At 59.8% G+C, this 25,167-nt stretch carries 24 protein-coding genes; 17 read left to right on the top strand and 7 right to left on the bottom strand.

The window, feature by feature from the left end; all coding sequences use genetic code 11:
• Position 1: 1 nt before the first annotated feature.
• The 4 genes from AC3WK5_RS03670 to gloB form a co-directional block, all read right to left on the bottom strand.
• On the bottom strand, positions 2–1,843 hold the full coding sequence (locus AC3WK5_RS03670; protein ID WP_103314463.1) for an extracellular solute-binding protein: 1,842 nt from the start codon (positions 1,841–1,843) through the stop codon (positions 2–4).
• Positions 1,840–3,666, bottom strand: a complete 1,827-nt coding sequence (locus tag AC3WK5_RS03665; RefSeq protein WP_103314687.1) for an extracellular solute-binding protein — start codon at positions 3,664–3,666, stop codon at positions 1,840–1,842. Before AC3WK5_RS03665 ends, AC3WK5_RS03670 begins: the two co-directional genes overlap by 4 nt.
• Before the next feature lie 270 nt (positions 3,667–3,936).
• A complete protein-coding gene (locus tag AC3WK5_RS03660) occupies positions 3,937–5,370 on the bottom strand; it encodes a transglycosylase SLT domain-containing protein (RefSeq protein WP_054597123.1) in 1,434 nt (477 codons plus the stop codon).
• Positions 5,371–5,469: 99 nt separating this feature from the next.
• Positions 5,470–6,237 (bottom strand): hydroxyacylglutathione hydrolase, encoded by a 768-nt coding sequence (gloB, locus tag AC3WK5_RS03655; RefSeq protein WP_103314464.1) that lies wholly within the window; start codon positions 6,235–6,237, stop codon positions 5,470–5,472.
• Between the two features lie 65 nt (positions 6,238–6,302).
• On the opposite strand from gloB, the gene AC3WK5_RS03650 reads away from it, so the two are divergent.
• Both AC3WK5_RS03650 and rnhA read left to right on the top strand, forming a co-directional pair.
• Positions 6,303–7,061 (top strand): class I SAM-dependent methyltransferase, encoded by a 759-nt coding sequence (locus AC3WK5_RS03650; RefSeq protein WP_054597125.1) that lies wholly within the window; start codon positions 6,303–6,305, stop codon positions 7,059–7,061.
• Between the two features lie 91 nt (positions 7,062–7,152).
• Positions 7,153–7,605: a ribonuclease HI gene (gene rnhA, locus AC3WK5_RS03645; protein WP_019690633.1), complete on the top strand. Its 453-nt coding sequence runs from the start codon at positions 7,153–7,155 to the stop codon at positions 7,603–7,605.
• A 31-nt stretch (positions 7,606–7,636) separates the two neighbouring features.
• Here the strand turns inward: rnhA and AC3WK5_RS03640 are convergent, their stop codons facing one another.
• The gene (locus AC3WK5_RS03640) at positions 7,637–8,527 is read right to left on the bottom strand and encodes a LysR family transcriptional regulator (protein ID WP_103314465.1); all 891 of its coding nucleotides are present in this window, start codon (positions 8,525–8,527) and stop codon (positions 7,637–7,639) included.
• Between the two features lie 127 nt (positions 8,528–8,654).
• Here AC3WK5_RS03640 and AC3WK5_RS03635 point away from each other — a divergent pair, with 127 nt between their 5' ends.
• The 11 genes from AC3WK5_RS03635 (at position 8,655) to AC3WK5_RS03585 (ending at position 20,241) form a co-directional block, all read left to right on the top strand.
• Positions 8,655–9,803 carry a muconate cycloisomerase family protein gene (locus AC3WK5_RS03635; protein ID WP_177474728.1) on the top strand — a complete coding sequence of 383 codons (1,149 nt, stop codon included), beginning with the start codon at positions 8,655–8,657 and terminating at the stop codon, positions 9,801–9,803.
• A 10-nt stretch (positions 9,804–9,813) separates the two neighbouring features.
• A complete protein-coding gene (gene catC / locus AC3WK5_RS03630) occupies positions 9,814–10,104 on the top strand; it encodes a muconolactone Delta-isomerase (RefSeq protein ID WP_054597129.1) in 291 nt (96 codons plus the stop codon).
• A gap of 51 nt (positions 10,105–10,155) precedes the next feature.
• Positions 10,156–11,085, top strand: a complete 930-nt coding sequence (catA, locus tag AC3WK5_RS03625; protein WP_054597130.1) for a catechol 1,2-dioxygenase — start codon at positions 10,156–10,158, stop codon at positions 11,083–11,085.
• A 154-nt stretch (positions 11,086–11,239) separates the two neighbouring features.
• Complete coding sequence (locus tag AC3WK5_RS03620) at positions 11,240–12,196, top strand: AraC family transcriptional regulator (RefSeq protein ID WP_103314466.1); 957 nt, start codon at positions 11,240–11,242, stop codon at positions 12,194–12,196.
• A 286-nt stretch (positions 12,197–12,482) separates the two neighbouring features.
• Positions 12,483–13,847 carry a benzoate 1,2-dioxygenase large subunit gene (benA, locus tag AC3WK5_RS03615; RefSeq protein WP_103314467.1) on the top strand — a complete coding sequence of 455 codons (1,365 nt, stop codon included), beginning with the start codon at positions 12,483–12,485 and terminating at the stop codon, positions 13,845–13,847.
• Positions 13,844–14,332, top strand: coding sequence for a benzoate 1,2-dioxygenase small subunit (gene benB, locus AC3WK5_RS03610; RefSeq protein WP_103314468.1), 489 nt, complete (start codon positions 13,844–13,846; stop codon positions 14,330–14,332). The genes benA and benB overlap by 4 nt, the downstream gene beginning before the upstream one ends.
• Positions 14,333–14,342: 10 nt before the next feature.
• A complete protein-coding gene (benC, locus tag AC3WK5_RS03605; RefSeq protein ID WP_103314469.1) occupies positions 14,343–15,356 on the top strand; it encodes a benzoate 1,2-dioxygenase electron transfer component BenC in 1,014 nt (337 codons plus the stop codon).
• 15 nt (positions 15,357–15,371) lie between these two features.
• Complete coding sequence (locus AC3WK5_RS03600) at positions 15,372–16,145, top strand: 1,6-dihydroxycyclohexa-2,4-diene-1-carboxylate dehydrogenase (protein WP_103314470.1); 774 nt, start codon at positions 15,372–15,374, stop codon at positions 16,143–16,145.
• A 119-nt stretch (positions 16,146–16,264) separates the two neighbouring features.
• Entirely contained in the window at positions 16,265–17,023 is a 759-nt protein-coding gene (dnaQ, locus tag AC3WK5_RS03595) for a DNA polymerase III subunit epsilon (RefSeq protein ID WP_054597136.1), read from the top strand.
• 333 nt (positions 17,024–17,356) lie between these two features.
• Entirely contained in the window at positions 17,357–19,612 is a 2,256-nt protein-coding gene (locus tag AC3WK5_RS03590; protein ID WP_103314471.1) for an Orn/Lys/Arg family decarboxylase, read from the top strand.
• 14 nt (positions 19,613–19,626) lie between these two features.
• Positions 19,627–20,241, top strand: coding sequence for a GNAT family N-acetyltransferase (locus tag AC3WK5_RS03585; protein ID WP_054597138.1), 615 nt, complete (start codon positions 19,627–19,629; stop codon positions 20,239–20,241).
• Here AC3WK5_RS03585 and AC3WK5_RS03580 read toward each other — a convergent pair.
• Entirely contained in the window at positions 20,207–21,100 is an 894-nt protein-coding gene (locus tag AC3WK5_RS03580; protein ID WP_054597139.1) for a LysR substrate-binding domain-containing protein, read from the bottom strand. The genes AC3WK5_RS03585 and AC3WK5_RS03580 overlap by 35 nt on opposite strands.
• An 88-nt stretch (positions 21,101–21,188) precedes the next feature.
• Entirely contained in the window at positions 21,189–21,425 is a 237-nt protein-coding gene (locus tag AC3WK5_RS03575) for a hypothetical protein (RefSeq protein ID WP_054597140.1), read from the bottom strand.
• A gap of 184 nt (positions 21,426–21,609) precedes the next feature.
• Here AC3WK5_RS03575 and AC3WK5_RS03570 point away from each other — a divergent pair, with 184 nt between their 5' ends.
• The 4 genes from AC3WK5_RS03570 to AC3WK5_RS03555 all read left to right on the top strand — a co-directional run bounded on the left by AC3WK5_RS03570 (position 21,610) and on the right by AC3WK5_RS03555 (position 25,131).
• The gene (locus AC3WK5_RS03570; protein WP_054597141.1) at positions 21,610–22,167 is read left to right on the top strand and encodes an NADPH-dependent FMN reductase; all 558 of its coding nucleotides are present in this window, start codon (positions 21,610–21,612) and stop codon (positions 22,165–22,167) included.
• 98 nt (positions 22,168–22,265) lie between these two features.
• Complete coding sequence (locus AC3WK5_RS03565) at positions 22,266–23,369, top strand: DUF2855 family protein (protein WP_103314472.1); 1,104 nt, start codon at positions 22,266–22,268, stop codon at positions 23,367–23,369.
• 96 nt (positions 23,370–23,465) lie between these two features.
• Positions 23,466–23,813, top strand: a complete 348-nt coding sequence (locus AC3WK5_RS03560; RefSeq protein WP_103314473.1) for a metalloregulator ArsR/SmtB family transcription factor — start codon at positions 23,466–23,468, stop codon at positions 23,811–23,813.
• A gap of 34 nt (positions 23,814–23,847) precedes the next feature.
• A complete protein-coding gene (locus tag AC3WK5_RS03555) occupies positions 23,848–25,131 on the top strand; it encodes an arsenic transporter (protein WP_103314474.1) in 1,284 nt (427 codons plus the stop codon).
• The last annotated feature ends 36 nt before the right edge of the window (positions 25,132–25,167 follow it).

The following is a 25,167-nucleotide window of genomic DNA, read 5'->3' as shown; positions in this document are numbered from 1 at the left end:
CTTATTGCTCCATGCCCGCAGGATCGGCTTGTTCTTTGGTCAGCACTTCGATCGCAGGTTTAGCGTCGGGCTTGATCCACCAGGTGGAAATGCCCACGTCATTGGTCGGTGAGGTTTTCGGGTGGCCAATGTGATTCCAGTAGGCCACGCGCCAGGTCTTGATGTGCCAGTTGGGGATCACGTAATAGCCCCATTGCAACACCCTGTCGAGCGCCCGGGCATGGGCTACCAGGCTTTTGCGCGAGTCGGCGTTGATCAGCTCTTCGACCAGTTCATCGACTACCGGGTCTTTCAGGCCCATGTAATTGCGGCTGCCGGGTTTGTCGGCGCTTTCGGACTTCCAGAATTCGCGCTGTTCGTTACCCGGTGAGCTGGACTGCGGGAAGCTGCCAACCACCATGTCGAAGTCGCGCGAGCGCACGCGGTTGATGTACTGCGACACGTCGACCCGACGAATCACCAGGTCGATCCCCAGGTCGCTCATGTTGCGTTTGAACGGCAACAGCACCCGCTCGAACTCGGTCTGCGCCAGCAGGAATTCGATGCTGACCGGTTTGCCATTGGTATCGACCATCTTGTCGTCGACGATTCGCCAGCCGGCTTCCTGCAACAGTTGATAGGCCTTGCGCTGTTGGGCACGGATCATTCCGCTGCCGTCACAGACGGAGTTCTGGAACGCTTCGCTAAAGACCTGATCGGGGATCTTGCCCCGGAACGGATCGAGGATCGCCAGTTGATCCTGATCCGGCAGACCGGTGGCGGCCATTTCCGAGTTTTCGAAGTAGCTGCGGGTGCGCGCGTAGGCGCCGTTGAACAGCTGCTTGTTGGTCCATTCAAAATCCAGTAACAGGCTCAGGGCCTGACGCACGCGTACGTCCTGGAACACCGGGCGGCGCAGGTTGAAGACAAAGCCCTGCATGCCGGTGGGGTTACCGTTAGGGATCTGTTCCTTGATCAGGCGACCCTCGGTAACGGACGGCGTGTTGTAGGCGTTGGCCCAGTTTTTCGCGCTCATCTCCAGCCAGTAATCGAACTGTCCGGCCTTTAGCGCTTCCAGCGCGACGGTGTTGTCGCGGTAGTAATCGATGGTCATGTTGTCGAAGTTGTAAAAGCCCCGATTGACCGGCAGGTCCTTGCCCCAGTAGTCCTTGACCCGCTCATAGCGGATCGAACGCCCGGCCTTGACCTCGCTGACCTTGTACGGGCCGCTGCCCAGCGGAATCTCCAGATTGCCCTTGCTGAAGTCGCGGTGTTCCCACCAGTGCTTGGGCAATACCGAGAGCTGTCCAAGGATCAGCGGCAGCTCGCGGTTGCTGGTGTGCTTGAAGGTGAACAGCACCCGCAACGGGTCCTCGGCGATCACGTTGTCGACGTCGCTGTAGTAATCGCGATACAGCGGCGAGCCGCTTTTCATCAGGGTCTGGAAGCTGAACACCACGTCTTCGGCGCGCACCGGATGGCCGTCATTAAAGCGCGCCTCGGGGCGCAGGTAGAAGCGCACCCAGCTGTTGTCCGGGGCCTTTTCGATTTTGCCGGCGATCAAGCCGTATTCGGTAAATGGCTCATCCAGCCCGTGTTTGGCCAGGGTGTCGTAGATCAGGCTAATGTCATCGGCGGCCACGCCCTTGCTGATGAACGGGTTGAGGCTGTCGAAGCCACCGAAGCCGGCCTGACGGAAGATCCCGCCCTTGGGCGCGTCCGGGTTCACGTAGTCGAAATGCTTGAAATCGACCGGGTATTTCGGCGGCTCGTTGTACAGGGTCAGGGCGTGCTGCGGGGCAGCGTGGGCCGTGCAGGCAAGCCCTGCAAAGACCAGACCCAGCAGGGTACGCAAACGCATCATTGGGCTTTCTCCGAAGTCTTCAGCCACCACGCATTCAGCCCCAGGGTGTAGGGCGGCGTGGTGACGAAGGCGAACCGGTTGCGGTACGCCAGGCGATGATAATTGATATACCAGTTGGGGATGCAGTAGTGCTGCCACAGCAGCACCCGGTCCAGCGCTTTGCCGGCCGCCAGTTGCTCGTCACGGGATTTTGCCGCGAGCAGTTGTTCCAGCAAATGATCGACCACCGGGTTGGCAACGCCCGCGTAATTCTTGCTGCCCTTGACCGAGGCCTGGCTCGAGTGGAAGTACTGCCACTGCTCAAGTCCGGGGCTGAGGGTCTGGTCGAGGGTCATCAGGATCATGTCGAAATCGAACTGGTCCAGACGCTGCTTGTATTGGGCACGGTCGACGGTGCGCAGGTGCGCGTCAATACCGATACTGGCGAGGTTCTCGGCGTAGGGCTGGAGAATGCGCTCCAGGTTCGGATTGACCAGCAGGATCTCGAAACGCAGTGGCTGCCCGGCAGCATTCTGCAGGCGCTGGCCATTGAGCTTCCAGCCAGCCTCGGCGAGCAAACCCAGCGCCCGGCGCAGGGTTTCCCGGGGGATGCCGCGGCCGTCGGTCTGCGGCAGGCTGAAGGGCTCGGTGAACAGCTTGGCGGGGAGCTGATCGCGGTAGGGCGAGAGCATCAGCCATTCATGACCGACCGGAACGCCTGTGGCTGTGAACTCGCTGTTGGGGTAATAACTCATGGCCCGTTTGTAGGCACCGCTGAACAGGGCGCGGTTGGTCCATTCGAAGTCGAACATCAAGCCGAGGGCTTCACGCACCTTGTCGTCGGCGAACGTGCCGCGCCGGGTGTTCATGAACAGGCCTTGGGTCTGGGTTGGAATCTGGTGGTCGATCTGCGCCTTGATCACCTCGCCACGCCGCACGGCCGGGAAGCTGTAGCCATTGGCCCAGTTCTTGGCCTGGTGCTCGATGTAGATATCGAACTCGCCGGCCTTGAATGCCTCGAACGCGACGTCGCTGTCGCGGTAAAACTCGACCTCGACGCGATCATAGTTGTACTTGCCGCGGTTGACCGGCAGGTCCTTGCCCCAGTAATCCTTGACCCGCTCGAACACCAGTTGCCGCCCCGGCTGAACCTCGGTGATGCGGTAAGGGCCACTGCCCAGCGGCGGTTCGAAGGTGGTCGCCTTGAAGTCGCGACCTTCCCAGTAATGCTGCGGCAACACCGGCAACTCGCCCAGGCGCTGGATCAGCAAAGGATTACCGGCACGCTTGAACACGAAACGGATGCGCTGTGGGTTGAGGATGTCGACCCGCTGCACTTCCTGAAGATTGGTACGGTATTGCGGATGACCTTCCTTGAGCAACAAGCGATAGGAAAACGCGACGTCGTAGGCAGTGATCGGCGTGCCGTCGTGAAAGCGTGCTTGTGGGCGCAGGTTGAACACTACCCAGCTGCGGTCTTCGCTGTATTCGACAGACTGGGCGATCAACCCGTAACTGGAGGCAGGTTCATCGCCGGACGGCGCGTACTGCCCCGTACCGACCATCAACGGTTCGTTCAGCTCGTTGATGCCGTACTGCAGAAAGTTCGGGGTCGCGACCGGGCTGGTGCCCTTGAAGGTGTAGGGGTTGAGCGTATCGAAGGTGCCAAATGCCATGACCCGCAATGTACCGCCCTTGGGCGCTTGCGGATTGACCCAGTCGAAGTGGGTGAATTTGGCCGGGTACTTGAGTGTGCCGAACTGCGCATAACCATGGCTTTCGCTGATCGTTGCGCTTGCGGGGAAGCTCAAGGCCAGACTGATTAGGAGCAGGAGGGGACGTATCAAGGCAGAGATCCGGTCCAGGCGGCTTGGGCTTTGTGGACCGTACAGTAACAGCTTGTATCGACAGGAAAAAGGTAGGGAATTAAAGCACTCAACAGGCGGCAATTCCTGTGGCGAGGGGGCTTGTCGGAACGCCGCACCGCCCCGTTCGACGGCGCAGCCGTCGCAAATACGGCTGGCTCAATGTGCAGGGTGAAAAATGTTTCAGGGCCGCTTCGCGGCCCAACGGGGGCAAGCCCCCTCACCACAAAAGCCCGGCTGCGGACTGTCTTAACGCGGGGAAGAAACCGTCAGCACCTGTCCAGGCTTGAGGGCCTGGCCAACACGTGGATTCCAGCGCTTGAGGTGTTGCATCTCAACGTTGAAGCGCTTGGCGACGATGTACAGCGAGTCGCCTTGCTTGACCTTGTATTGGGTCTGCTTCTTGCTGTTGGCTGCAACCACCGTGCTGATGCGTCCACCGCTGCGCTTGCTCTTGCTGGTGTCTCGCATCACCAGGGTCTGGCCAACCTTGAGGTCCTTGCCGTTCAGCTTGTTCCAGTGTTGCAGGTCCTTGACCTCGACTTTGTTGGCCTTGGCGATCTGCGTCAGGTTGTCGCCGCGTTTGACCCGGTAGCTGCGCTTGAGCGTTGCCAGCTCGCGGTCGTCTGCACCTTCGAAAACCGGTTTGAGCGGACGCTGGCTGATCAGCTCTTCGGGTTTCATGGTCGACAGGCTGGCGGTCAGCAACTGCGCCTTGGACGTCGGCACCAGCAGGTGCTGGGGACCGTCGATGGTGGTGCGTTGCTTGAAGGCCGGGTTGAGCTGGAACAGTTCGTCTTCGTCGATATTGGCCACCGCGGCAACCTTGGACAGGTCCATGCGCTGGTTGATTTCGACGACTTCAAAATAGGGTTGGTTGGCGATCGGGTTGAGGTTCACGCCATAGGCTTCTGGCGACAGCACGACTTGTGACAAGGCCAGTAGCTTGGGTACATAGGCCTGGGTTTCCGCCGGCAGTGGCAGGTTCCAGTAGTCGGTTGGCAGGCCGAGCTTTTCGTTGCGCTCGATGGCCCGGCTGACCGTGCCTTCACCGGCGTTGTAGGCCGCCAGGGCCAGCAGCCAGTCACCGTTGAACATGTCGTGCAGGCGGGTCAGGTAGTCCATCGCCGCGATGGTCGAGGCGGTAATGTCGCGACGGCCGTCATAGAAGCGGGTTTGACGCAGGTTGAAGTAACGCCCGGTGGACGGGATGAACTGCCACAGGCCGACCGCATCGGCGCGCGAATAGGCCATTGGGTTGTAGGCGCTTTCAATCACCGGCAACAGCGCCAGTTCCAGCGGCATGTTGCGTTCTTCAAGGCGTTCGACGATGTAGTGGATGTACAGGCTGCCACGTTCGCTGGCGCCTTGCAGAAACGATGGATTGCTGGCGAACCACAGGCGCTGTTGCTCGATGCGCGGGTTGACGCCCAGCCCGTCCTGCAACTGGAAGCCCTGGCGCATGCGCTCCCAGACGTCCTGCGCGGCTTGTGGGCTTGGCTTCTCGTTGATCCAGATAGGTTTTTGTTTGGTCCGGGTAGAAAGCGTATGTGCCACGTCGGTTTGTGGCACCTGACTGGTGCTTTGGCAGCCCGCCAGGGTGGCGGACACAGCCACCGCGATGGCTTGAGCCAAGCGGGTCAATGCGTCTGAATTGATGGATTTACGAATAGATGACGACATTGGCTGGAAGTTAGTTCCGGGCAAAAATGTCGGGCGATTCTAGAAAGCGTACGGGGTGCGGTCAACCATTCAGAATTTTTGTACCAATAGTGGCCCTCTCTAGAACGTATCTTTCCAAGCCCGAAGAGCCGCAAAAACCTCACTCGGAGCCCGGTTATCCTGGCCATTCCGTTCGTCTACTTTTTCTTTAACAGATGTTTCGCCAGTACGTAGAAAAGGGTTGGTGAGCTTCTCCAGCGCCAGGGTCGACGGTAGCGACATGCCACCCGACTCGCGTAATTGGGAGACTTTCTCGAGACGCTCGGCAATGTCCGGGTTGTTCGGCTCGACAGCCGCGGCAAAGCGCAGATTGCTCAGGGTGTATTCGTGGGTGCAGTACACCAGCGTGTCTTCGGGCAACGCGGCCAGGCGGCTGAGGGAGTGGTGCATTTGTGCCGGCGTACCTTCGAACAGGCGTCCGCAACCGGCGGCGAACAGGGTGTCGCCACAGAACAGCAGCCCCTGATGGTAGTAAGCGATATGACCCAGTGTGTGGCCCGGCACCGCATACACGTCGAACTCCCAGCCGAGTACGTTGACGCGATCATTATCGTTCAGGGCGATGTCGCGTCCGGGGATATTTTCGTTGGCCGGGCCGTAGACCGTGGCGCCCGTCGCTTTTTTGAGTTGCTCGACGCCGCCGACGTGATCATGGTGGTGATGGGTGACCAGGATGTCGCTGAGCTGCCATCCCGGATGCATGGCCAACCAGGCCTGCACGGGGGCGGCATCACCCGGATCGACCACGGCGCAGCGCTGGCTGCGGTGATCCTGTAACAACCAGATGTAGTTGTCGGTGAAGGCGGGAAGGGCACTGATCTGTATCATCGCAGGATTCGCCAAGCGGAAAACAATGGTGCATCTTAGAGCTTCTTGGCGAGTTGGAGAATGCAATGACCGATAAAGCGTTCGCTCAGGCTGATCCTGACTGGCTGGCATTGATCAGTGCCGCTCGCGAGTGGCTGTCAGGTCCCATCGGCCAATTTTTGTTGAATGAAGAACGCCGGATGCTCGAAGACGAACTGGGGCGTTTCTTTGGCGGCTACCTGGTGCATTACGGCCCTTCGGCCGAAACGCCACCGGCGGCGAAGCAGGTGCAGCGCAATGTCCGTCTGGGAGCGCCGCTGCCGGGGGTGGAAATAGTCTGCGAAGAACAGGCCTGGCCGATCAGTGAGCACGCCGCCGACGTGGTGGTGATGCAGCACGGGCTGGATTTCTGCCTGTCGCCGCATGGCCTGCTGCGCGAGGCCGCCAGCGCGGTGCGTCCCGGCGGGCACCTGTTGATTGTCGGGATCAACCCCTGGAGCAGTTGGGGGCTGCGCCACATGTTTGCGAGCGACGCCATGCGCAAGGCGCGCTGCATTTCGCCGTCGCGGGTCGCCGACTGGCTCAACCTGCTGGGGTTTGCGCTGGAGAAACGCCGCTTCGGGTGCTATCGTCCGCCGCTTGCGTCCCCGGCATGGCAAGCCCGCTTGGCCGGTTGGGAACGCAAGGCCGGTGACTGGCAGCTGTCCGGTGGCGGTTTCTATTTATTGGTGGCGCGCAAGATCGTCGTCGGCTTGCGACCGGTCCGCCAGGTGCGCCGCGAGCCTATGGGCAAGTTGATCCCGCTGCCGATGGCCAAGGTCAATCGACGCCACAGCGAGCCGTAATAAACATTTTATTTTCCCGGCCGGGCTTGCCCGGCCTTGGGCGTTGTCGATCATTGATCGGCAGCCACAGACATTTTCTGGATAGGTTGGCATGAGCGATAGCGTAGAACTCTTCACCGACGGCGCCTGCAAGGGCAATCCTGGCCCCGGCGGCTGGGGCGCACTGCTGGTGTGCAAGGGCGTTGAAAAGGAACTCTGGGGCGGCGAAGCCAATACCACCAATAACCGTATGGAACTGATGGGCGCCATTCGTGGCCTTGAAGAGCTCAAGCGTTCTTGCGACGTATTGCTGGTCACCGACTCGCAATACGTGATGAAAGGCATCAACGAATGGATGGTCAACTGGAAGAAGCGCGGCTGGAAAACTGCGGCGAAAGAGCCAGTGAAGAACGCTGATCTGTGGAAGCAGCTCGACGAGCAGGTTAACCGCCACAACGTTACCTGGAAGTGGGTGCGCGGCCACGTCGGGCATCCCGGTAACGAACGCGCCGACCAGTTGGCCAACCGTGGTGTCGACGACGTCCGGGGTTACAAGCAGGACTGACGCGCCGGGTCACCACGAACGCACAGAGCGATCATTTCGGATCGCGCGTACGCAAGGCTTCGATCATTTTCAGGCAATGACTCAATCCCGGTGAGACATCACCGACGCGTCGGCTCAGGATGATCGGCGATGTGGCATTGGTTTCCAGTACCGGCGTGAAACCAATGTCGTCGCGATGCAGCAACTGCACCGAGGCCGGCACCAGCGTGACGCCGATACCGGCGCCCACCAGGCCAATGGCGGTTTGCAGCTCGTTGGTCCATTGCGCGACCTTGATGCTCACCCCGTAGGACTCGAACAGCGCGATCACATGGTCGGCATAGCTGGGGCGGGGATTGCCGGGATACAGCACAAATGGTTCATTGGCCAACTCGGTGAGGCTGATGGGGCCGGCCAGAAGTGGATGGCCGGCGGGCAGGGCAGCCACCAGACGGTCTTCATTCAATACGGTTTGAATGATTGCCGGGTCATCGATGCGGATCCGCCCGAAGCCAACATCGATACGTCCGGCCTTGAGCGCTTGCACCTGTTGCAGCGTGGTCATTTCCGACAGGCCGAGCTCCAGTTCCAGCGACTCGTTGCTGCGCAGTCGGCGAATCAGTTCAGGCAACACGCCATACAGGGTCGACGGGGCAAAGCCGATACCGAGCCAGGTCTTTTCGCCCAGGCCGATACGTCGGGTGTTGTCGCAGACCTTGCTCAATTGCTCAAGCAGGGCGCTGGAGTGCTCAAGGAAAAACCGCCCGGCTTCGGTCAGACGCAATGGCCTGCCGCGTTCCAGCAACACCACCCCAAGTTCATCTTCCAGTTGCTGGATTTGCCGGCTCAACGGTGGCTGGGCGATGTGCAGGCGTTCGGCGGCGCGGGTGAAATTCAGGGTTTGACCCAGCACCTGGAAGTAACGCAGATGACGCAGCTCCATGAGCCCTCCACAGTCGGCGATGGTGAATACCTTTAAGGTATCGATCCAGACCAATTCTATATTGGAACCTTGAAAAAAGCCGTACGAGAATCCGTCACAGAACTTCAAGAACCTGACGGGTATCGACATGCTTTCTTCTGCCATTGAATCGATCGAGACGATCATCGTCGATCTGCCGACTATCCGCCCGCACAAGCTGGCGATGCACACCATGCAGAATCAGACGCTGGTGATCATCCGCGTACGTTGCGCCGACGGTATCGAAGGCATCGGCGAATCGACCACCATCGGTGGCCTGGCCTACGGTAATGAAAGCCCGGACAGCATCAAGACCAACATCGACAAGCACTTTGCGCCGCTGCTGCTGGGGCAGGATGCTTGTAACATCAATGCGGCGATGTTGCGCCTGGAGCGCAGTATTCGCGGCAATACCTTTGCTAAATCCGGCATCGAAACTGCTTTGCTCGATGCTCACGGTAAACGCCTTGGGCTGCCGGTCAGTGAGTTGCTCGGTGGCCGTGTACGTGAGTCGTTGCCGGTGGCCTGGACGCTGGCCAGCGGCGATACCGCCAAGGACATTGCCGAAGCGGAACAAATGCTCGACCTGCGTCGTCACCGGATCTTCAAGTTAAAGATCGGTGCCGGCGAAGTCGACCGCGACCTGGCCCACGTCATTGCGATCAAAAAAGCCTTGGGCGACCGCGCCAGCGTGCGCGTCGACGTCAACCAGGCGTGGGATGAAGCGGTCGCACTGCGGGCTTGCAGGATTCTCGGCGGCAACGGCATCGACCTGATCGAACAGCCGATTTCGCGCAACAACCGTGCTGGCATGGTGCGCCTGAACGCCATGAGCCCGGCGCCGATCATGGCGGACGAGTCGATCGAGTGCGTGGAAGATGCGTTCAACCTGGCCCGCGAAGGCGCGGCCTCGGTGTTCGCACTGAAAATCGCCAAGAACGGCGGCCCCCGTGCAGTGCTGCGCACCGCGGCGATTGCCGAAGCGGCAGGCATCGGCCTGTACGGCGGCACCATGCTTGAGGGCGGGATCGGCACGCTGGCGTCGGCCCATGCCTTCCTCACGCTGAACGAGCTGAGTTGGGACACCGAGCTGTTCGGCCCGCTGTTGCTGACCGAAGACATCCTCAGCGAGCCGCCGGTTTACCGCGATTTCCATTTGCATGTTTCGCAGGCACCCGGCCTTGGCCTGAGCCTGGACGAAGAGCGGCTGGCGTTTTTCCGCCGCGACAAAACCTCCACTGCCATTTATTCCGCCTGAGGAGAACAGCATGTTGTTTCACGTAAAGATGACCGTGAACCTGCCGGTCGATATGGACCCGGAGCGCGCCGCTCGGCTCAAGTCCGACGAAAAGGCCCTGGCCCAGCGCCTGCAACAGCAGGGCAAGTGGCGCCATTTGTGGCGCATCGCCGGGCTTTACGCCAACTACAGCGTGTTCGACGTCGACAGCGTGCAGGAACTGCATGACCTGCTGATGCAACTGCCGCTTTACCCCTACATGGCTATCGAAGTGAACGCGATGTGCAGGCATCCTTCCTCTATTCATGAGGATGATCGCTGAGCCGTTGCCTGCCAGTTCTGTACTCTAATAAATACAAGATGAGGATTAATCATGAACGCCAAAATTTCCCACACTGCCAGCGCCCAGAAGTTTCTCGAAGAAGCCAGTGGCCTGCTCAACGACGCTGGCAACCCGCGCGCCAAAGCGCTGATCTACCGCATCCTGCGTGACTCGGTGAACATCATCGAAGACCTCGAAGTGACCCCGGAAGAGTTCTGGAAAGCCGTCAACTACCTGAACGAACTGGGCGCGCGCCAAGAGGCGGGCCTGTTGGTTGCCGGCTTGGGCCTGGAACACTACCTCGACCTGTTGATGGATGCCGAAGACGCGCAGGCCGGTAAAACCGGTGGCACCCCGCGCACCATCGAAGGCCCGCTGTATGTCGCCGGTGCACCGCTGTCCAACGGCGAAGCACGGCTGGACGACGGCGTTGATCCGGGCGTGGTGCTGTTCATGCAGGGCCAGGTCAAGAATACCGATGGCAAGCCGCTGGCCGGCGCCGTGGTGGATGTCTGGCACGCCAATACCGGCGGCACCTATTCGTACTTCGATGGCAGCCAGTCCGAGTTCAACCTGCGTCGCCGAATCGTCACCGATGCCGAGGGTCGCTATCGCTTCCGCAGCATCGTGCCGTCGGGCTACGGTTGCCCACCGGACGGTCCGACCCAGCAGCTGCTTGATCAACTGGGTCGCCATGGCCAACGCCCGGCGCACATCCACTTCTTCATTTCGGCGGATGACCATCGCCACCTGACCACCCAGATCAACCTGGACGGTGACAAGTACCTGCACGACGATTTTGCCTACGCCACCCGTGACGAACTGATCGCCAAAATCACCTTCAGTGACGATCAGCAGCGTGCCCGTGAGCATGGTGTCAGTGGACGTTTTGCCGAGATCGAATTCGATTTCACCCTGCAGTCGTCTGCGCAACCAGAAGAGCAACACCGTCACGAGCGAGTGCGCGCACTGGAAGACTGATCAGCGCTGGCCCAGGCCACGGGATAACAGACCGTTTATCTCGTGGCCTTCCGCTTTGCGGCGGCTCGCATAGAATGGTCAGGCCCGATTTTCCGGGGTGCGTGCCCAAGAGCACCCGCACCGCAGCCGATAATCACAACCAGAGTGAGCGGTTATGCAAGCGCATCTATTGAGTGAGCGCAGCAGAGTGTTTGAGCAGGCCGATCCCTATGCGGTGTCGGGCTACGTCAATCAGCACGTGGGCAACCATTGCATCCGCTTGCCCGGAAGCGGCAGCCCTCAGGCCAGTCTCAATCACAGCAAATTCGCCAGTCTCGACCTGTGCCGAATCAGCTATGGCGGCAGTGTTCGGGTGACTTCGCCGGCGCTCGAAACCATCTATCACCTGCAAGTGCTGCTACGCGGAAACTGCCTGTGGCGTGGTCATCGGCAGGAACACTACTTTGCGCCCGGTGAGCTGTTGTTGATCAATCCGGACGATCCGGTGGACCTGACGTATTCCGACGACTGCGAAAAATTCATCGTGAAAATGCCCGCCAGCCTGCTGGAGTCGGTGTGCCAGGAGCAACGCTGGTTGCACCCGGGGCAGGGCGTGCGGTTTCTCGAGAACCGCTACCAGCTGGATGAGCTTGAAGGTTTCGTCAATCTGCTGGGCATGGTTTGCCAGGAGGCTGAAGCGACCGAGCGCATGCCGCGTGTTCAGGAGCATTACGCACACATTGTCGTGAGCAAGATGCTCAGCCTGATGAAAACCAACGTCAGGCGCCTCGGTCTCGGTTCGCAGTCAGCGAACTTCGAGTTGATCGCCGACTACATCGAACGCAACCTCAAGCAGGACATTTGCAGCGAAGAGCTGGCGCGTCAGGCACAGATGAGCCTGCGTTCGTTGTATGGCTTGTTCGAGCGCAATGCGGCGACCACCCCGAAAAACTATATCCGGCAGAAGAAGCTCGAGCGGGTCAACGCCTGTCTCAGCGACCCGACCTGCACAGTACGTAACGTGACCGAACTGGCCATGGATTACGGCTTCCTGCACCTGGGACGATTCTCCGAAAGCTACCGCAAGCAGTTCGGCGAATTGCCGTCGGACACCCTCAAACGCCGTCACTGATACCCGACACCACCACCCTTGTAGCAGCTGGCGCAGCCTGCGTTCGGCGGTGCAGCCGTCGTGAAATCAGCTGCTCCGGTCTTTCAGATAAACCGCGTATGCAGGGTTTACGACGGCTACGTCCGAACGCGGCCCGCACCGAACGCAGGCTTCGCCAGCTGCTACAGGGTTTGCGTCAGTCTTCCTTTGCACAAAACGGATAAAGGTCTGCACCCAGCGGATATTGTCCAGTAGTCGCCCGCCCTAGCATGAGCCTGCCTGAATAAAAACAATGGAGGCGGCGGCCATGTCCCTGCGACCCGAATACCTTCACTCCCTGCTTGAAGAAGACAAAGACCAGGGCATCTACCGCTGCAAGCGGGAGATGTTTACCGACCCACGCTTGTTCGATCTCGAGATGCAGCACATCTTTGAAGGCAACTGGCTGTACCTCGCCCACGAGAGCCAGATTCCGAACAAGAATGATTTCTACACCACCACCATGGGCCGGCAGTCGATCTTCATTGCGCGCAACAAGGACGGCGAGCTCAACGCGTTCATCAACGCCTGCAGCCACCGTGGCGCGATGCTCTGCCGGCACAAGACTGGCAACAAGTCTTCCTACACCTGCCCGTTCCATGGCTGGACCTTCAACAACTCCGGCAAGCTGCTCAAGGTCAAGGACCCGGCATCGGCCGGCTACCCGGCGAGCTTCAACTGCGAAGGCTCCCACGACCTGACCAAAGTCGCGCGCTTCGAATCCTATCGTGGCTTCCTGTTCGGCAGCCTCAAGGCCGATGTGGTGCCGCTGGTTGAGCACCTGGGCGAGTCGGCGAAGATTATCGACATGATCGTCGATCAGTCCGCCGATGGCCTTGAAGTACTGCGTGGTTCATCCAGCTATATCTACGAAGGCAACTGGAAACTCACTGCCGAGAACGGTGCCGACGGCTATCACGTCAGTTCCGTGCACTGGAACTATGCCGCCACCCAGAACCAGCGCAAGCAGCGCGAATGCGGTGACGAGAACCCGACCATGAGCGCCGGCACCTGGGCCAAGCAAGGCGGCGGTTTCTACTCCTTTGACAAGGGTCACATGCTGCTTTGGACCCGTTGGTCGAACCCGGAAGACCGGCCGCTGTACGAGCGCCGCGATGAACTGGCCAAGGACTTTGGCCAGGCCCGCGCCGACTGGATGATCGAGAACTCGCGCAACCTCTGCCTGTACCCCAACGTGTACCTGATGGATCAGTTCAGTTCACAGATCCGCATCGCCCGGCCGATCTCGGTCAACCGCACCGAAATCACTATTTACTGCATCGCTCCCAAAGGCGAAAGCGACAGCGCGCGTTCAAGCCGGATTCGTCAGTACGAAGACTTTTTCAACGTCAGCGGTATGGCGACGCCGGACGACCTCGAAGAATTCCGCTCCTGCCAGACCGGCTACCAGGGCAGCGTCACCACCTGGAACGACATGTCCCGTGGCGCCGAGCACTGGGTTGAAGGTGCCGATGAGGCGGCCAGGGAGATCGACCTGCACCCGTTGCTCAGCGGTGTGCGCACCGAAGACGAAGGCCTGTTCGTGCTGCAACACAAGTACTGGCAGGAAACCATGCTCAAGGCCTTGAGCGAAGAACAGTCGGAATTGATCAAGGTGGAGGCGCTGTCATGAGCATTACTTACGACACCGTACGCGATTTTCTCTACCGCGAAGCGCGCTACCTCGATGACAAGGAGTGGGACAACTGGCTGGAGCTGTATGCCGCCGATGCGTCCTTCTGGATGCCGTCCTGGGACGACAACGACGAGTTGACCGAAGACCCGCAACGGGAAATCTCGCTGATCTGGTACGGCAACCGCACGGGCCTGGAAGACCGCATCTTCCGGATCAAGACCGAGCGTTCCAGTGCCAGCGTGCCGGACACCCGGACCTCGCACAACATCAGCAACATCGAGCTGCTCGAACAGGCCGACGGGCTGTGCAAGGTGCGCTTCAACTGGCACACCCTGAGCTTTCGCTACAAGACCGTCGACAGCTATTTCGGCAGCAGCTTCTACACCCTCGACGTGCGTGGCGACAGCCCGCTGATCAAGGCCAAGAAAGTGATCCTGAAGAACGATTACGTTCGTCAGGTCATCGATGTCTATCACCTGTGAGGCAGCCGTCATGACTCATTCCATCGCACTCAATTTTGAAGACGGCGTCACCCGTTTCGTTGACGCCAACCCTGGCGAAACCGTGGCCGACGCCGCGTATCGCCAGGGCATCAACATCCCGCTGGACTGCCGCGACGGCGCCTGCGGCACTTGCAAATGCTTCGCCGAGGCCGGGCGTTACGATCTGGGCGAGGAATACATCGAAGACGCCCTGAGCAGCGACGAGGCCGAAAAAGGCTTTGTGCTGACCTGCCAGATGCGCGCTCTCAGCGACTGCGTGGTGCGCGTGCCGGTGTCATCGGACGTCTGCCGTACTCAAAAGGCCCACTACAGCGCGGCCATCAGCCAGGTGCGTCAGCTGTCCGACAGCACGATTGCGCTGTCGATCAAGGGTGAAGCCCTGAGCAAACTGGCGTTCCTGCCGGGGCAATACGTCAACCTGGGCATTCCCGGCAGTGAGCAGACCCGTGCCTATTCGTTCAGCTCGTTGCAACGTGACGGTGAAGTCAGCTTCCTGATCCGCAACGTGCCCGGCGGGTTGATGAGCAGCTTCCTCACCGGTATCGCCAAGGCCGGTGACAACATGAGCCTGGCCGGGCCGTTGGGCAGCTTTTACCTGCGCGACATTCAGCGTCCGTTGCTGTTGCTGGCCGGCGGCACGGGGCTGGCGCCGTTCACCGCCATGCTGGAGAAAATTGCCGAGCAGGGCAGTGAGTATCCGTTGCACTTGATCTACGGCGTGACCAACGACTTTGACCTGGTGGAACTGGACCGGCTGCAAGCCTTGGCCGTACGGATCCCGAACTTCAGTTTCAGCGCCTGCGTGGCCAACCCGCAAAGCGCGCACCCGCTCAAGGGTTATGTGACCCAGCACATCGAGCCCAAACACTTGAACGACGGTGATGTCGACGTCTACCTCTGCGGCCCGCCGCCGATGGTTGAGGCCGTGAGCCAGTTCATCCGCGAGCAGGGCGTCTCACCGAAAAATTTCTACTACGAAAAATTCGCTGCGAGTGCTGCGTAAGCGCGGGAGGGTTTGATGAACAGATTTCATGAAAAAGTCGCGCTGATTACCGGCGCGGCCCAAGGGATTGGCCGCCGCGTCGCCGAGCGTATGGCCGCCGAAGGTGCGCGGCTGATTCTGGTCGACCGTTCCGAACTGGTGTTTGAGCTGCAAGAGCAGCTGGGTCAAACCAGTGAAGTGCTGATCCTCACCGCCGACCTCGAACAGTACGCCGAGTGCCATCGCGTGATGACGGCGGCCATCGAGCGTTTCGGCCGTCTGGATATATTGGTCAACAATGTCGGCGGGACCATCTGGGCCAAGCCTTTCGAGCATTACGAAGAGCATCAGATCGAAGCGGAAGTCCGTCGTTCGCTGTTTCCGACACTGTGGTGCTGCCATGCCGCATTGCCGTTCATGCTGGAGCAGGGCAGCGGCGCCATCGTCAACGTGTCATCGGTTGCCACGCGCGGGGTCAATCGTGTGCCTTACGGCGCAGCCAAGGGCGGGGTCAATGCGCTCACCGCGTGCCTGGCGTTTGAAACCGCCGAGCGGGGCGTGCGGGTCAATGCCACCGCGCCGGGCGGCACCGAAGCGCCACCACGGCGGATTCCGCGCAACAGTGCCGAGCAGAGCCCCCAGGAGAAGGTCTGGTATCAGCAGATTGTCGATCAAACCGTCGACAGCAGCCTGATGAAACGCTACGGCACGATTGACGAGCAAGTCGGGGCGATCCTGTTTCTGGCCTCTGACGACGCGGCTTACATCACCGGGCTGGTGATGCCGGTTGGCGGCGGTGATCAGGGCTGAGCCGCGCAGGTTTCGAGCCGATACCCGACGGGACAACTGCCGGGTATCGGCGGCACTTTCAAGCTCTGTGTTAACATCGCCGCCTTATGCAAAACGGCACGAAGAGGGGTTGAAAGAAGATGGCTCAGAGGATGGTGGTGCTCGACACCGAAACCACCGGTATGCCGGTGACCGACGGCCACCGGATTATCGAGATCGGTTGCGTCGAGTTGATCGGTCGACGCCTGACGGGCCGGCATTTCCACGTTTATTTGCAACCAGACCGGGAAAGTGACGAGGGCGCGATTGGCGTCCACGGCATCACCAACGAGTTTCTGGTAGGCAAGCCGCGTTTTGCTGAAGTGGCCGATGAGTTCTTCGAGTTCATCAAGGGCGCGCAACTGATCATCCATAACGCGGCGTTCGATGTTGGCTTCATCAACAACGAATTCGCGCTGATGGGCCAGCAGGATCGGGCTGATATCACCCAGCATTGCTCGATCCTCGATACCCTGATGATGGCGCGTGAGCGTCACCCGGGGCAGCGCAACAGCCTCGATGCCTTGTGCAAACGCTATGGCGTCGACAACTCCGGCCGTGAGCTGCACGGCGCCTTGCTCGACTCCGAGATTCTCGCTGACGTTTACCTGACCATGACCGGCGGCCAGACCAGCCTGTCGCTGGCCGGTAACGCGACTGACGGCAACGGTTCGGGTGAGGGCTCGGGCAATCAGGCGAGCGAGATCCGTCGTCTGCCAGCGGATCGCACGCCGGCACGGATTATCCGCGCCAGTGAAGCGGAGCTGGCCGAGCACGCCTCGCGCCTTGAAGTGATCGCCAAGTCTGCCGGTGCCCCGGCGCTCTGGACCCAACTGGCCGAGGCCGAGGCACAAGCATAACCACCAAGCATGAATAGTCCGGGCTCCTGTGGTGAGGGGGCTTGCCCCCGTTGGGTTGCGAAGCGACCCTAAAATCAGCCACCGCGAGTATCCAGATGGAATGCGATTGCCGGATTACGACCGCTTCGCGGCCGAGCGGGAGCAAGCTCCCTCGCCACAAGGTATGTGCTCGGCGAGTTTTTCCTTAACTGACGGGCATCAGGGCAGCCCCCTCGCCACAGTATCGGATGGGGCGTGACCTGTTTTGGGGCATCCGCTCGCCACACGGGCCGCAACCCTCTACCCTGAGTGTATTGGCAGACTACGGTCTGCTGCCTCAGGACGTCGAGCCCCATGTATAAAGACTTGAAGTTCCCGGTCCTTATTGTCCACCGCGACATCAAGGCCGACACGGTCGCCGGTGATCGCGTGCGCGGAATCGCCACGGAGCTTTCACAGGAAGGTTTCAGCGTCCTTTCAGCGGTGGATTACACCGAAGGCCGACTGGTCGCTTCGACTCACCACGGCCTCGCGTGCATGTTGATTGCCGCCGAAGGCGCCGGGGAAAACATCCACCTTTTACAGAACATGGCCGAATTGATTCGTGTGGCCCGCGCCCGTGCGCCGAATTTGCCGATCTTCGCCCTGGGCGAGCAAGTCACCCTGGAAAACGCCCCGGCCGATGCCATGAGCGAACTGAACCAGTTGCGCGGCATCCTTTATTTGTTCGAAGACACCGTGCCGTTTCTGGCGCGCCAGGTCGCCCGGGCGGCGCGCAGCTACCTCGATGGCTTGCTGCCACCGTTTTTCAAGGCCTTGGTGCAACACACCGCCGACTCCAACTATTCCTGGCACACCCCAGGGCATGGCGGGGGTGTGGCTTATCACAAAAGCCCGGTAGGGCAGGCGTTCCACCAGTTTTTTGGGGAAAATACCCTGCGTTCGGACCTGTCGGTCTCGGTGCCGGAACTCGGCTCGTTGCTCGACCACACCGGGCCACTGGCGGAAGCCGAGGCCCGTGCAGCACGTAATTTTGGCGCCGATCACACGTTTTTCGTGATCAATGGCACCTCGACGGCCAACAAGATTGTCTGGCAAGCCATGGTCGCGCGTGACGACCTGGTGCTGGTGGACCGCAACTGCCACAAATCGGTGTTGCACTCGATCATCATGACCGGGGCGATCCCTTTGTACCTGTGTCCGGAGCGCAATGAACTGGGAATCATCGGGCCGATTCCACTGAGCGAATTCAGCCATGAATCGATCCAGGCCAAGATCGATGCGAGCCCGTTGACCAAGGGCCGAGAGCCAAAGGTCAAGCTGGCGGTGGTGACCAACTCGACGTACGACGGCCTCTGTTACAACGCCGAGCTGATCAAGCAAACATTGGGCAACAGCGTCGAAGTCTTGCACTTCGACGAAGCCTGGTACGCCTATGCGGCGTTTCACGAATTCTTTGCCGGGCGTTATGGCATGGGCACTTCGCGCACTGACGACAGCCCGCTGGTGTTCACCACCCATTCCACCCACAAACTGCTGGCGGCCTTCAGCCAGGCGTCGATGATCCACGTGCAGGATGGCGGCGCTCGGCAACTGGACCGCGACCGTTTCAATGAAGCGTTCATGATGCACATCTCCACTTCGCCGCAATACAGCATCATTGCCTCGCTGGACGTGGCGTCGGCGATGATGGAAGGCCCGGCCGGCCGTTCGCTGTTGCAGGAAATGTTCGATGAAGCCCTGAGTTTTCGCCGGGCACTGGCCAACCTGCGCCAGCACATCGCCACCGACGACTGGTGGTTCTCGATCTGGCAGCCACCGCTGGTGGAGGGTATAGACAAGGTCACCACCTCCGACTGGCTGTTGCAGCCCGAAGCCGACTGGCACGGTTTTGGCGACATTGCCGAAGATTACGTGCTGCTGGACCCGATCAAAGTGACGCTGGTGATGCCCGGCCTGACGGCCGGTGGCGCGCTGAGCGAGCGGGGGATTCCGGCGGCAGTGGTCAGCAAGTTCCTCTGGGAGCGCGGGCTGGTGGTTGAAAAAACCGGTCTGTATTCATTCCTGGTGCTGTTTTCCATGGGCATTACCAAGGGTAAATGGAGCACCTTGCTCACCGAGTTGCTCGAATTCAAACGCAGCTACGACGCCAACGTCAGCCTGGCGACGTGCCTGCCGTGTGTCGCGCAACGAGACGTGGCGCGTTACCAGGGCATGGGGCTGCGCGACCTGTGCGATCAATTGCACGCCTGCTACCGCAGCAATGCCACCGCCAAGCACCTTAAACGGATGTACACGGTACTCCCGGAAATCGCGATGAAACCGGCCGACGCCTACGATCAATTGGTCCGTGGCGAGGTCGAGGCGGTGTCAATCGACAATTTGCAGGGGCGAATCGCTGCGGTAATGCTGGTGCCATATCCGCCGGGGATTCCGCTGATCATGCCCGGCGAACGTTTTACCGAATCGACGCGCTCGATCATCGATTACCTGGCGTTTGCCCGCACATTCAACAGCAGCTTCCCGGGCTTCGTCGCCGATGTGCACGGCCTGCAGCATGAAGACGAGGGCAATGGGCGGTGTTACACCGTCGATTGCATAAAAACTTGAGGACTTTTCCGAGTATGCAGCCGGTCATCAATCCCAAGTATCCGGGTTTAGCGGTACGTGTCGCCGATCAGGGATTCGCTGCGTATATCTGGGGCAGTGACTTCAGTTTTGAGGTCCGGGCCTACGCGGCCGCAGAGCTCGATAAGCCGGTGGATCAGTGGTCGCTGGAAACCATCACGCCCTACCGCAAGTGTTATGGGATTGACCCGGAGGAGTTCGCCAGTTACCGGAACGCGGTCGACAGTGCGATTTTCATGGCGTTTCTCGACGATCACCCGGTGGGGCACATCGTGATCAGCACTAACTGGAACGGCTTTGCCCATATCGACGAGCTGGCAGTGCACGCCCCGGCGCGTCGCCACGGGGTGGCCAAGGCGTTGCTGGATGTCGCACAGTTCTGGAGCCGCAAGAAGAAGCTGCCGGGCATCATGCTGGAAACCCAGAATAACAACCTGGGAGCTTGTCGGCTGTACGAGCGTTGCGGCTATGTCATGGGTGGCATCGATCACCTGCGTTATCGTGGCATCGATCCGCAAACCGCAGAGGTGGCGTTGTTCTGGTATCGGCTGTTCGATAATCCGTTGGAAAGTCCGATCAGCTCGCCAGCATCGCCTCGGCTTGTTCCTTGATAATCTCCAGTAACGCCTGGGTCGCAGGCGCTATCTCGGCATTGTTCAGGGTCAAGGCGTAAAGACTGATCGGGACGGCCGGCGAGACGGGGCAAACGTCCAGTCCGCTGGCCTTGGCGCCGATCGCAGTAAACGGGTCGACAACGGCCAGGCCTTCGCCGGCCTCGACCATGCTGCGCATCATCTGATGGGTCTGGACCCGGGTTTGGACCACCGGTGCCGGGCGCAAGGCCTGCAGTTTGCTCTCGAACATCACGCTGAGCGGGTCGTGACCTTCCAGCCCGACCATCGACTGGCCGGCCAGGTCCTGCACGGAAATGTATTTTTGCTTGGGTTGCAGCCAGCCATGAGGCGCCAGGAGCTGGAGTTTGCCTTGGGCAATGATCTGGCACTGAATGTCGGGGTGGTCAGGATCGTGCAGGCTCAAGCCGAGATCGCTTTCACGCAGCAGCAGGCTTCTGACGATGTCACGCGTGGGTTGGCTGAGCAGCGAGCAGGGCGCATCTGGAAAACGTCGACGCAGGGTGGCAATGCCCTGTGGCAACAAGTGCTGCGCCAAGGGGGGCGTGCAAATGATCCGCAACGGCGGCGCCAGGTATTGTTTTAGGCTGTTGGCCAGCCGCTGCAGCGGTTCGAGCGCTTCGTAGACGTGGGCAATCTCGACCTGCAACTCCCGCGCCTCACGGGTAGCCTGCAATCGCCCGCGTACGCTGGCAAACAGCATGAAGCCGAGTTGATCCTCGGCCTCGCGCAAAATCCCCTCGACCCCGGCCACCGGCAGTTGCAGCATCTCGGCAGCGGTGCCCAGATGACCGGTTTGCAGGAGCGCCTGGATCACTTCGATATGACGTAAACGCATGCGTGAAGTCCATGTTCAGCAGGTGAGGGGGTCAGTGACTGAATCCTAACCCAAGTCCGTGCCTATGACTTCAGCTCATAACGGAGGCTTATGAGGCGACGCTTGATTCAGGCTCGCGGGTGATGGTAACGCCCGATTGAACCAATACAAATTCGTTGTCATCGAGTTTGTTGATGCGATCGCCAATCGCCAGTTTATAGGTGGTGACAGGCGCAAGGCCGGCGATACCGTCCTGCGACGGGGTGGATTCCTGGAACTCATGCACTGAATAAACACGGCCTTCCGCGTCTCTTGCATGGAATTGTCCGACGAGTACTGCTGCCATCTGCTTAGAACCTCTGGAGATAAGTCACTCAATTTGCGGTTCTGTAGACCGTCGATAAGCTTGGTAAGTTTTCCTACAGGAAAAAAATAGTATTTAACCGCTATTCCGCGACACGGAGCACGTTAAGTGCTGCCGAATCATCTATAACTACAGGCTCCTTTAGCCAGATAGTCGGGAATTTCCAATGAGCAAGGTCTATACGATTGCTGTCCTGGTTGGCAGCTTGAGAAAACAGTCGATCAACCGCAAAGTCGCGCTGGCGCTGGCTGAACTGGCTCCGGCAAACCTCAGGCTGAACATCGTCGAGATTGGCGACCTGCCGCTCTACAACGAAGACATCGACGTAACACCGCCGGCAGCCTACAGCACTTTCCGTCAACAGGTGAGCTCATCCGACGCGGTGCTGTTCGTGACGCCGGAATATAACCGCTCGGTGCCTGCCCCCCTGAAGAACGCCATCGATGTCGGTTCCCGGCCTTATGGCAAGAGTGTCTGGGGCGGTAAGCCGGGGGCGGTGATCAGCGCATCCCCCGGCGCTATTGGTGGTTTCGGTGCTAACCATCACTTGCGTCAATCCATGGTGTTTCTCAATGTGCCTTGCATGCAGCAACCGGAAGCCTACCTGAGCAACGCCGGTACGGCGTTCGACGAGTCGGGGAAGGTGTCCGAGTCGGTCCGGCCGTTTTTGCAGAGTTTCATCAACGCCTATGCCGAGTGGGTCGAGCAATTTAAAAAGGATTGATCGATCGGGGGCCAGTGCTGCGCTAAGGAAGCGCTGGCCCGTCGACTGATGATCGAACCATTGGATAGTGGACAGCGACACGACAGGGAGTCTGAACAATGCAAAGCCAAGGCACGGTCACACGGTTGATAACCCGTAAAAACGCCATCGCCGAGAGTCGTCTCGAGCGTGAGCAGCGCAGCCTGATTCCGTCGGTTGGTGACGTGATTCTGAAGATTGATCGCTGCGCGCTGACCAGCAATAACATTACCTATGCAGCCTATGGCGACTTGATGCATTACTGGGAGTTTTTCCCGACCGGGCAAGCGGAATGGGGCCATATCCCGGCCTGGGGTTTTGCCGATGTGCTTGCCTGCGCAGTCGAAGGCATTGCGGTCGGGGAGCGCTTTTACGGGTACTTTCCACTGGCCAGCCATCTCTGGGTGCATCCAGAGCGGGTGACCGAGCGCGGTTTTCATGACACCGCCCCGCACCGTCAAACACTGAGTTCGGTTTACAACCAGTACACCCGTTGCAGTTGGGATCGGTACTACATCCCTGCGAATGAAAACCTGCAAATGCTGCTTAACCCGCTGTTTTTGACGTCATTGATGTTGGCGGACTTCCTACAGGACAATCAGTTCTTCGGTGCCACCCGTGTGGTGTTCTCCAGCGCTTCGAGCAAAACCGCTTTCGGCACTGCCATTTGCCTGGAGGACCAGTCGAATCTGGAGCGAGTGGCGCTGACATCGACCGGGAACCAGGCGTTTGTTGAACAACTCGGGTGTTACGAGCGCACGCTCGGGTACGCCGAGTTGGCGTCGTTGCCCGCTGACCGCCCGACCTTGTACGTGGATTTCACTGGCCGTCTGGATTTACGCAATCAGGTGCATCAGCATTTCGCCGGGCAATTGGTTTACAGCTGCGCTGTAGGTTCGACCCAGAACACGGATGAGGCGCAACTGAGCGCTATGACAGGGCCGCAGCCGGCGTTTTTCTTTGCACCGATCCAGATTCGCAAACGCAACGCCGAATGGGGGGCGCAGCGGCTTATCGAGTACATCGGTGAGGGCGGGCAGAAGTTTTATCGGCGAGTGATGGCACCGGCCAATCCATTGCTCAGGGTGGTGGAGAGTGATGGGCTTGAAGCGGCACAAACGGTGATTTCGCGGCTGTTTCATGGGCAGATCGCGCCGATCGAGGGGCACGTGATCCGTTTGTAAGGCTCTACGGGTTGTGTGCAATGCGGTTTATTCGCTTTACCCTATATTCGAAATTCCATATATTCGCGCTTCGTTTGTTCAGGCGCATTCACTTCCATGTCCGATCCCTGCAATCCCGTCGATGTGTTCAAGGCGTTGGCCGATGACACCCGCAGTCGTATCGCTTTGCTCATCGCCAAAGAGGGTGAGCTGTGCGTGTGCGAGCTGACGGCGGCGCTGGACCTGAGCCAGCCGAAAATCTCCCGTCACCTGGCGCAATTGCGCAGCCATGGATTGCTGGCGGACCGTCGTCAGGGGCAATGGGTGTTTTATCGCCTGCACCCGCAATTATCCCCGTGGGTCATGACGTTGTTGCACGGTGCGCTGGCAGACAACGGTGCATGGCTTGGCGCTGATGTCGCGCGACTACAGGCGATGGGCGACCGTCCGGTCCGTTGCTGCTGATTCTCCCCCTCCATCTTCTTCAAGGCTGTTTCGCATGCTCGTAGCGTCGTTGATTTTCCTCCAGACCATTACCCTGGTGATCTGGCAACCCAAAGGCCTCGGCGTCGGCTGGAGTGCGGTGCTGGGCGCCGTCTTGGCGTTACTCTGCGGGGTGGTCCAGGTCAGCGACATTCCGCTGGTATGGGACATCATCTGGAACGCCACCGGGACGTTTGTGGCGCTGATCATCATCAGTCTGCTGCTGGATGAAGCGGGTTTCTTTGCCTGGGCGGCGTTGCATGTGGCTCGCTGGGGGCACGGTAACGGGCGCAAGTTATTCGCTTACATGGTATTGCTCGGGGCGCTGGTATCGGCCTTGTTCGCCAATGATGGCGCAGCGTTGATCCTTACGCCCATCGTCATTTCGATGCTGCTGGCCTTGCGATTTTCTCCGGCGGCGACACTGGCGTTCGTGATGGGCGCCGGGTTTATCGCCGATACCGCGAGCCTGCCGCTGGTGGTGTCGAACCTGGTGAACATCGTCTCCGCGGACTTCTTCCACATTGGGTTCAACCGTTATGCAGCGGTCATGGTGCCGGTCAACCTGGTGGCCGTCGCGGCGACGCTGGCGGTGTTGCTGTGGTTCTTCCGACGCGACGTTCCTGCCGATTACGACCTGGAACAACTGGAAGACCCGAAGACCGCGATTCGCGACAAGCCAACGTTCATTGCCGGTTGGTGTGTGCTGGTGATTTTGCTGCTGGGCTGTTTTGCCCTGGAGCCGTTGGGGATTCCCATCAGCGCGATCTCGGCGGTATGCGCGGCATTGCTGTTGGCGATTGCCGCCCGTGGGCACAAGATTTCCACGCGCAAGGTGATGAAAGAAGCACCGTGGCATATCGTGATTTTCTCCTTGGGCATGTACCTGGTGGTTTACGGCTTGCGTAATGCCGGGTTGACCACGTACCTGGCCGGCTGGCTGGACGTGTTCGCGGACTACGGCGTGTGGGGGGCCGCCATGGGCACCGGGCTGCTGACCGCGCTGTTGTCGTCGATGATGAATAACCTGCCGACGGTGCTGATCGGTGCGTTGTCGATCGATGCCAGCCAGGCTACCGGGGTGGTGAAAGAGGCAATGATCTATGCCAACGTGATCGGCAGCGACCTGGGGCCGAAAATCACCCCGATCGGTAGCCTCGCGACCTTGCTTTGGTTGCACGTGCTGGCGCGCAAGAATATTCAGATTGGCTGGGGATATTACTTCAAGGTCGGGATCGTGCTGACGGTGCCGGTGTTGCTGGTGACCCTGGCGGCGTTGGCGTTGCGCCTGTCCATCTAAATAGCTTCCTGCAGGAGCACGGCTTGCCGGCGATGG

It is taken from the genome of Pseudomonas sp. FW306-02-D09B (genome assembly GCF_058782685.1).
This window is presented reverse-complemented; position numbering and strand designations above follow the sequence as displayed.

Coding starts and splice junctions, on each gene's coding strand:
- AC3WK5_RS03670 (WP_103314463.1), bottom strand. CDS start 1,843: ATGATGCGTTTGCGTACCCTGCTGGGTCTGGTCTTTGCAGGGCTTGCC.
- AC3WK5_RS03660 (WP_054597123.1), bottom strand. CDS start 5,370: ATGTCGTCATCTATTCGTAAATCCATCAATTCAGACGCATTGACCCGC.
- gloB (WP_103314464.1), bottom strand. CDS start 6,237: ATGATACAGATCAGTGCCCTTCCCGCCTTCACCGACAACTACATCTGG.
- AC3WK5_RS03650 (WP_054597125.1), top strand. CDS start 6,303: ATGACCGATAAAGCGTTCGCTCAGGCTGATCCTGACTGGCTGGCATTG.
- rnhA (WP_019690633.1), top strand. CDS start 7,153: ATGAGCGATAGCGTAGAACTCTTCACCGACGGCGCCTGCAAGGGCAAT.
- AC3WK5_RS03640 (WP_103314465.1), bottom strand. CDS start 8,527: ATGGAGCTGCGTCATCTGCGTTACTTCCAGGTGCTGGGTCAAACCCTG.
- AC3WK5_RS03635 (WP_177474728.1), top strand. CDS start 8,655: ATGCTTTCTTCTGCCATTGAATCGATCGAGACGATCATCGTCGATCTG.
- catC (WP_054597129.1), top strand. CDS start 9,814: ATGTTGTTTCACGTAAAGATGACCGTGAACCTGCCGGTCGATATGGAC.
- catA (WP_054597130.1), top strand. CDS start 10,156: ATGAACGCCAAAATTTCCCACACTGCCAGCGCCCAGAAGTTTCTCGAA.
- AC3WK5_RS03620 (WP_103314466.1), top strand. CDS start 11,240: ATGCAAGCGCATCTATTGAGTGAGCGCAGCAGAGTGTTTGAGCAGGCC.
- benA (WP_103314467.1), top strand. CDS start 12,483: ATGTCCCTGCGACCCGAATACCTTCACTCCCTGCTTGAAGAAGACAAA.
- benB (WP_103314468.1), top strand. CDS start 13,844: ATGAGCATTACTTACGACACCGTACGCGATTTTCTCTACCGCGAAGCG.
- benC (WP_103314469.1), top strand. CDS start 14,343: ATGACTCATTCCATCGCACTCAATTTTGAAGACGGCGTCACCCGTTTC.
- AC3WK5_RS03600 (WP_103314470.1), top strand. CDS start 15,372: ATGAACAGATTTCATGAAAAAGTCGCGCTGATTACCGGCGCGGCCCAA.
- dnaQ (WP_054597136.1), top strand. CDS start 16,265: ATGGCTCAGAGGATGGTGGTGCTCGACACCGAAACCACCGGTATGCCG.
- AC3WK5_RS03590 (WP_103314471.1), top strand. CDS start 17,357: ATGTATAAAGACTTGAAGTTCCCGGTCCTTATTGTCCACCGCGACATC.
- AC3WK5_RS03585 (WP_054597138.1), top strand. CDS start 19,627: ATGCAGCCGGTCATCAATCCCAAGTATCCGGGTTTAGCGGTACGTGTC.
- AC3WK5_RS03580 (WP_054597139.1), bottom strand. CDS start 21,100: ATGCGTTTACGTCATATCGAAGTGATCCAGGCGCTCCTGCAAACCGGT.
- AC3WK5_RS03575 (WP_054597140.1), bottom strand. CDS start 21,425: ATGGCAGCAGTACTCGTCGGACAATTCCATGCAAGAGACGCGGAAGGC.
- AC3WK5_RS03570 (WP_054597141.1), top strand. CDS start 21,610: ATGAGCAAGGTCTATACGATTGCTGTCCTGGTTGGCAGCTTGAGAAAA.
- AC3WK5_RS03565 (WP_103314472.1), top strand. CDS start 22,266: ATGCAAAGCCAAGGCACGGTCACACGGTTGATAACCCGTAAAAACGCC.
- AC3WK5_RS03560 (WP_103314473.1), top strand. CDS start 23,466: ATGTCCGATCCCTGCAATCCCGTCGATGTGTTCAAGGCGTTGGCCGAT.
- AC3WK5_RS03555 (WP_103314474.1), top strand. CDS start 23,848: ATGCTCGTAGCGTCGTTGATTTTCCTCCAGACCATTACCCTGGTGATC.